Source organism: Shewanella sp. 11B5, assembly GCF_002836795.1.
GTDB classification, from domain to species: domain Bacteria; phylum Pseudomonadota; class Gammaproteobacteria; order Enterobacterales; family Shewanellaceae; genus Shewanella; species Shewanella frigidimarina.
Genome location: NZ_PJAP01000450.1, coordinates 1 through 4,726, shown reverse-complemented (window position 1 = coordinate 4,726; position 4,726 = coordinate 1). Strand labels below are relative to the sequence as shown.

At 38.3% G+C, this 4,726-nt stretch carries 4 protein-coding genes; all 4 read right to left on the bottom strand.

Annotation, left to right across the window (positions count from 1 at the left end):
• Positions 1-169, bottom strand: a 169-nt coding sequence (locus CXF78_RS22055) for a DUF6488 family protein (RefSeq protein WP_219622068.1), incomplete at its 3' end; no start/stop codon positions are given.
• Positions 170-200: 31 nt separating this feature from the next.
• The gene (locus CXF78_RS10475; protein WP_041413220.1) at positions 201-515 is read right to left on the bottom strand and encodes a P-II family nitrogen regulator; all 315 of its coding nucleotides are present in this window, start codon (positions 513-515) and stop codon (positions 201-203) included.
• An 89-nt stretch (positions 516-604) separates the two neighbouring features.
• Complete coding sequence (locus tag CXF78_RS10470; RefSeq protein WP_011638886.1) at positions 605-3,721, bottom strand: efflux RND transporter permease subunit; 3,117 nt, start codon at positions 3,719-3,721, stop codon at positions 605-607.
• Between the two features lie 90 nt (positions 3,722-3,811).
• Positions 3,812-4,726 (bottom strand): efflux RND transporter periplasmic adaptor subunit (locus CXF78_RS10465; protein WP_219622067.1); only part of this gene is annotated, 915 nt, incomplete at its 5' end.

Below are 4,726 nucleotides of genomic sequence, written 5' to 3'. Positions count from 1 at the left end.
CTTTGAATGTCATTTTATTTATTGTTTTAATGGTAATGCTAATTACCTTCTTCTCATTCATATGACTATTTCTTGAATGATCCATGCTTTTCATTCTATCTAGATGCGCAAAAGAATAATTACAATTAAAAGAAGTAACGATAACTAAAAAAGCAAATAAATATCTCATAAATATGCCCTTATTATTTTAAACTAAGTATCTAAATGCCACCAATTGGAAGGATTGTGTCAATTGGACTAACGTAAACCCACCCAGAAATTTCCGTTCCAATTTTACCTATTTTTCTAATAATTGATATAACTTCATCTACTTGTTCATCTTCACATATAAGAGATAGCTGAACTTCAGAGATAGTAACACCAGCTTCAGAAGAATATGCTAACTCACTTTCCCGAAGAGCTTTCAATGTTCCTTTGACATCAAATATTGATATATTTCCGTAGCCAGAATCTTGTAATGCTTGTATAACATCGGCAGACCTTACATGGTGAATTAATGCAGTAATTTTTTTCATATTTTTACCTGTCAATTTGAAATTATATTTAAAGGGATTACGGACAACTCGAACACCGCAATCCCTTCTTCATACTTAAATTTTAATTACTATTTTAGCTGTTTCGTCTTTCGCCAAGTAAGTCTGTACAAGCCAGGTAATACTAATAAAGTGAGTAATGTTGATGAAATGATCCCACCAATAACGACTGTAGCTAGTGGTCTCTGGACTTCTGCACCAGTGCTAGTATTAAGCGCCATTGGTAAAAACCCTAATGCTGCAACAAGTGCAACCATCATAATTGGTCTTAATCGCAACATTGCACCAGTTTGAATAGCTTGATCGATAGGACTTCCACGATCCAGTTCATCTTTAAATGCAGATACCATCATAACCCCCGTCAAAACAGAAACGCCGCACAAAGTAATAAAACCTACACCAGCTGTAATAGATAGAGGGATATCACGCAACCATAAAGCTATGACGCCTCCAGTAAGGGCTAGTGGTACTCCACTAAAGACTAAAGCTGCGTCTTTTGCGGAGCCAAATGTCATCATTAAAAGAGCAAATATCATTATCAATGTTATAGGCACAAGTATAGTTAAACGATCAGAAGCAGATTGTAATTGCTCAAAAGTACCACCGTATTCTAACCAATATCCTGGAGATAATTTGACTTGCTCAGCAACCTTACTTTGTACTTCTGCAACAAATCCGCCTAGATCTCTACCACGGACGTTCGCGCTAACGACCAATCTTCGTTTTCCATTTTCACGTGAAATCTGATTAGGGCCAGGTGCTAAAGTAAGTTTAGCGACTTCTCTTAATGGTACATAACCACCTTCAGGTAACGGAATAGGTAAACGCTCTAACGCTTCTAAATTTCCTCGAACCCTCTCATCAACCCTTACAACGATTGATAAACGTTGATCACCATCAAAAATCAAGCCAGCACTCTCACCTCCCGTTGCAGCAGCAACTACATCTTGGACATCCGAGACGTTTAAGCCTAAACGGTACATAGCAGCTCTGTCAGCATCAATTGATAAGATGGGTAATCCAGAAACTTGCTCTACTTTTACGCCTTCAGCCCCTTCAATACTACTTAACACTTTTGCTATTTCAGCACCTGAACTCAGTAATTTAGATAAATCATCTCCAAAAATTTTTATACCTAAATCAGATCTGACACCTGAAATCAATTCGTTAAACCGAAGTTGAATAGGTTGGCTTATTTCGAAAGCATTACCTGGTAGTAAGGCTAGTTTTTCACTTATTTCTTCTAAAAGTTGAGCCTTAGTCTTTTCAGGATTTGGCCACTCACTATGATCCTTAAGCATCACATAACCATCAGATATATTTGGCCCCATAGGATCACTCGCAACCTCTGCAGTACCAACTCTCGAGAAATAAGTTTTAACCTCCGGAATCTCTAGAATTGCCTTCTCCAACTTAAACTGCATATCTAATGATTGAGTTAAACTGGTCCCTGGAATTCGAAGTGCTTGGATCGCAATATCGCCCTCATCAAGATTAGGAACAAACTCGGTTCCCATTTTTGTTGCAACAAATCCGACTAAAATCACAAATATCAATGCTATTGAAATTACAAGTACTCGGAATCTCAACACAATCGACAAAATTGGCAGATATAATCGTTTAGATTGACTGACGATAAAGTTGTCTTTTTCTTCTATGTGGCCTGTCATAAACAAAGCGACTGCCGCAGGAACAAAAGTGAGAGACAATACAAGTGCAGACAATAAAGCCATGATTACGGCCATTGCCATTGGAGTAAACATTTTACCTTCGACACCTGTCAGCGCCAAAATTGGCAAATTGACCATAATAACAACTAAAACACTTATCAGACTTGGAGTAAACACTTCACGGGTAGCCGTAAAGACGGTCTGAAAACGTTCATCCAATGTCAATATTCGCCCCAGGTGATGCTGTCTTCCTGCCAGCCTTAAAATACAGTTCTCAACTATGATTACAGCACCGTCAACAATTAACCCAAAATCAAGTGCACCTAGACTCATGAGATTTGCGCTTACTTTGGTTTCTACCATGCCAGTCATCAACATCAACATCGATAAAGGGATCACCATGGCAGTTAATAAAGCAGCCCTAACATTACCCAGCATAACGAGAAGAACGACAATGACCAACACAGCACCTTCAGCTAAATTGGTCTGAACTGTTGCAATCGTCTTATCTACCAATACAGTACGATCGTAAACTGGTTCAGCAATCACACCTTCTGGAAGAGTTTTATTAATCTCAAGCAATTTTGCTGATACTGCCTGAGAAACAGTTCTACTATTTCCGCCAAGCAACATAACAGCTGTGCCCAACACAGTTTCTTCGCCATCGCGAGTTGCAGCACCAGTTCTAAGCTGTTTACCAAACCCAATCTCTGCAACATCACCTACGGTAATAGGAATTCCATCCCTACGAGCAACAATGATCTGCTTAATCGATGAAATATCAGTAACCTGACCTGGAGCACGGATCAAATATTGTTCACCATTTTTCTCTATATACCCAGCACCTACATTCGAATTATTTTTCTGCAACGCAGCGACTAAATCATCAAAACTAATTTGGTAAGCCAATAGCTTTGAAGGTTCTGGTGTAATATGAAACTCCTTTTCATACCCTCCGATTGTATTTACTTCAGTAACCCCCTCAACCAAACGCAATTGAGGACGAATAACCCAATCTTGCAATGTACGCAAAGCTGTTGCATCGTAAGGTTGTCCATCTGCTTGCAAAGCCCCTGGCGCTGCATGAACTGAATAGTGAAAGATTTCACCTAATCCAGTTGCAACAGGTCCCATTACGGGCTCAATACCTGACGGCATCTCACTTTTAGCTTGTTGCAAACGTTCGTTAATAAGATTCCGAGCAAAATAAATATCAGTTCCTTTCTCAAACACAACAGTAACTTGTGAGAGTGCGTAACGAGATAGCGATCTAGTACTCTCAACATAAGGTAAACCTGCAATTGACATTTCAACCAAATAGGTGACTCGCTGCTCAACTTCTAGTGGTGAATACCCAGGTGCTTCTGTGTTAATTTGAACTTGAACATTGGTAATATCAGGTACAGCATCAATAGGAAGATGTTGATAATTCCAAACGCCTAGTGCACCCGTTAGCAAAACAAAAAACATAACCAACCACCGGCGGGTTATGGAAAATTGAATGAGTTTATCAATCATTTAAAACTCCTATTTGAAGCACACAACCGATTATGTCTAAATTTAAAAACATAAATAAGGTATAAAGGTAAACGAAGACGCATAAAAAATTTAATGCCCATGTTCAGCATCCTCTTTCCCCAACTCAGACTTCAAAACAAAGCTATTGTTACTCACATACATTTCACCAACCGACAAACCCGTTAGAACTTCACTATATTGACCATCTGTTCGACCAAGGCTCACTTCGCGTGGTTCAAACCCAGATTCACCTTTGACAAAAACTACATTTTTATCTTCAATAACTTGTATTGCTTCATTACGTATAGAAACTGGCGCATTTATTTCATCAAGTGTAATGTTGGCATTAACAAATAAGCCCGGCTTCCAAATGTTGTTGCTGTTTTCAAGTAGAACACGAGCTTTAGTGGCTTGGCTTTGCACTTGTCCAAATGGTGAAATATAAATAATTTTACCTTCTGAAATATTTTTTAAATCAGTACTTTGTATGTTAACCGTCTGATTTAATTTGACCAAAGGAAGATCCTTCGGAAATATGCTTAATTCTACCCAAACAGTAGAAAAATCTTGAATCACCAGTAAAGGAGTTTCATTTGTTTTCTCTCCAATATTTATATTTCGCTGTGTGATATATCCATTAATTTCAGAAGTTATTGAATAGTTTTTCAAGCTTTCATTTGCTTCAACAATTAACAATGTTTCACCTTTACGGACCGGATCACCGATGCTCTTCTTTACATCACGTACCACACCATCAAATCTGGCATTAACCACTTGCAAACTTTCAGCATTAGTAGCAACCAAACCATAAACAGGTAATACATCACGAATAACATTGGCACCAACGGTGCTAACCACTATTCCGGCATGCTGTATTTGCTCGTTAGATAATTCTATATGCCCTTCCTCTTCATGTTCTGATTCATCTCCATGACCAGACTCTGCAAAAATAGACCCTGTAAAAAATAAGAAGCTGGTTAAGAATAGAACTTTTGTAAAACTAGA